2 protein-coding genes are annotated in these 1,856 nt (G+C 76.7%); both read left to right on the forward strand.

Annotated elements, in window-relative coordinates; all coding sequences use genetic code 11:
* The coding region (locus tag BIV57_RS22950; RefSeq protein ID WP_272868247.1) for an NAD(P)-dependent oxidoreductase at positions 1-437 on the forward strand (437 nt) is incomplete at its 5' end.
* 95 nt (positions 438-532) lie between these two features.
* On the forward strand, positions 533-1,651 hold the full coding sequence (locus BIV57_RS22955) for a LacI family DNA-binding transcriptional regulator (RefSeq protein WP_071658792.1): 1,119 nt from the start codon (positions 533-535) through the stop codon (positions 1,649-1,651).
* Positions 1,652-1,856: the final 205 nt, after the last annotated feature.

Here is a 1,856-nt window from a genome sequence, read left to right on the forward strand (position 1 = left end):
CCGCCGCCGAGCGGCTCGGCGCCGCGCCCGTCGACCTCGACACCCTCGCCCGCCGCAGCCAGGTCGTCAGCCTGCACGCCCCCGACCTGCCCGAGACCCGCCAGCTGCTGGACCGCCGCCGCCTGGCCCTGCTGCCGGACGGCGCCCTCGTCGTCAACACGGCCCGCGGGGCGCTGATCGACACCGCGGCGCTCGCCGAGGAGGCCGCGTCCGGACGCCTCGACGCGGTCCTGGACGTCACCGACCCGGAGCCGCTGCCCCCGGGCCACCCCCTCTTCGACCTGCCCAATGTGCTGCTGACGCCCCATCTGGCCGGCGCGCTCGGCAACGAGGTGCCCCGGCTCGGCGAGGCCGCCCTCGCCGAACTGCACCGCTACGCCGCCGGGCAGGCCCTCGACCACGAGGTGCGTCCCGAGGACTGGGACCGCATCGCCTGAGACCACCGCCCCGGCCGCTACCCTCGGGAGCACCCGCCGCCCGGGGCCGGGACGCGAGACCGGCGGGAGCGGCCGGACAGGAGCGAGGCACTCACATGGGAACGGACCTGCGCACCGCCGCGGTCGACGCGGCAGGGCCGGCGGGCGGGCGCGTCACGATCACCGAGGTCGCCGAGGCGGCCGGCGTCTCCATCGCCACCGTCTCGCGGGTCATCAACCGCAAGGCGGTGGCCGCGGCCACCCGGGAGCGGGTCGAGCAGGCCATCGCCGACCTCGGGTACGTGGTCAACGCCCATGCCCGCGCGCTCGCCGGCAGCACCAACCGCACGGTCGGCATCATCATCCAGGACGTCGTCGACCCCTTCTACGGCTACATCGCGCGCGGCGTGGAGGCGGCCGCGGCCCGCACCGGGCGGCTCTGCCTGGTGTGCTGCTCGCGCGGCCGCAAGGAGCAGGAACTGGCCTTCGTCGACCTGCTCCACCAGCAGCGCGCGGACGCCGTGGTGCTGGTCGGCGGCGCCGCCCGGGACCGCGCCCACGAGGCCGAGCTCGCCCAGCGGGCGCGGGCGCTGGACGCCGGCGGCTCGTCGCTGGTGCTGTGCGGACGGCCCCCGCTGGCCGGCGGCGCCCCGGCGGCGGTCGTCTCCTACGACAACGAGGGCGGCGCGCACGCCCTCACCGACTACCTGATCGAGCGCGGCCACCGGCGGATCGCGATGGTCGGCGGCCGGCCCGACCTCAGCGTCACCCGCGACCGGCTGGCCGGCTACCGGCGCGCGCTGGAGCGGCACGGGCTGCCGTACGCGGAGGAGCTGGTCCGTCCCGGCGAGTTCGGCCGGCAGAACGGCTACGACCTCACCCGCGAACTGCTCGCCTCGGGGGCGGAGTTCACCGCGCTCTTCGCGGGCAACGACATCACCGCCTCGGGGGCGGCGCTGGCGCTGGAGGAGGCGGGGCTGCGCATCCCGCAGGACGTCTCGCTGGTCGGCTACGACGATGTGCCGGCCGCGCACGAGATGCGGCCGGCGCTCACCACGGTGCACATCCCGCTGGAGGAGATGGGACGGCAGGCGGTGCGGCTCTCCGTCGGGGACGGCGAGGACGACTACCTCGGCGAGGTCCGCGCGTCGGGCCGCGCGCGCACCATCCGGGTGGCGACGCACATCGTGGAACGCGATTCCGTGGCGGGGCCGCGGCGCGGTACCGCGCCGTAGGGGCCGGGGACGGCTGCCGGGCGGGCGGCCCGCGCTGCTCGCTCGCGCGGTTCCCCGCGCCCCCACCGGCGGCCTGTCAGCCGAAGAACGACTCCAGATCAAGGGTGTCCGTACGCCCGTCGTCCCAGGTGAGCGTCACCACCGCGCCGTCGATGTCCGCGCGGACCGGCACCGTCCACTCCTCCTCCAACTCGCGCCCCCGCCC

The sequence above is a fragment of the Mangrovactinospora gilvigrisea genome, assembly GCF_001879105.1.
GTDB lineage: Bacteria > Actinomycetota > Actinomycetes > Streptomycetales > Streptomycetaceae > Mangrovactinospora > Mangrovactinospora gilvigrisea.

What these genes read in the sequence shown, in the direction of transcription:
- BIV57_RS22955 (WP_071658792.1), top strand. Translation starts at nt 533, where the DNA reads ATGGGAACGGACCTGCGCACCGCCGCGGTCGACGCGGCAGGGCCGGCG.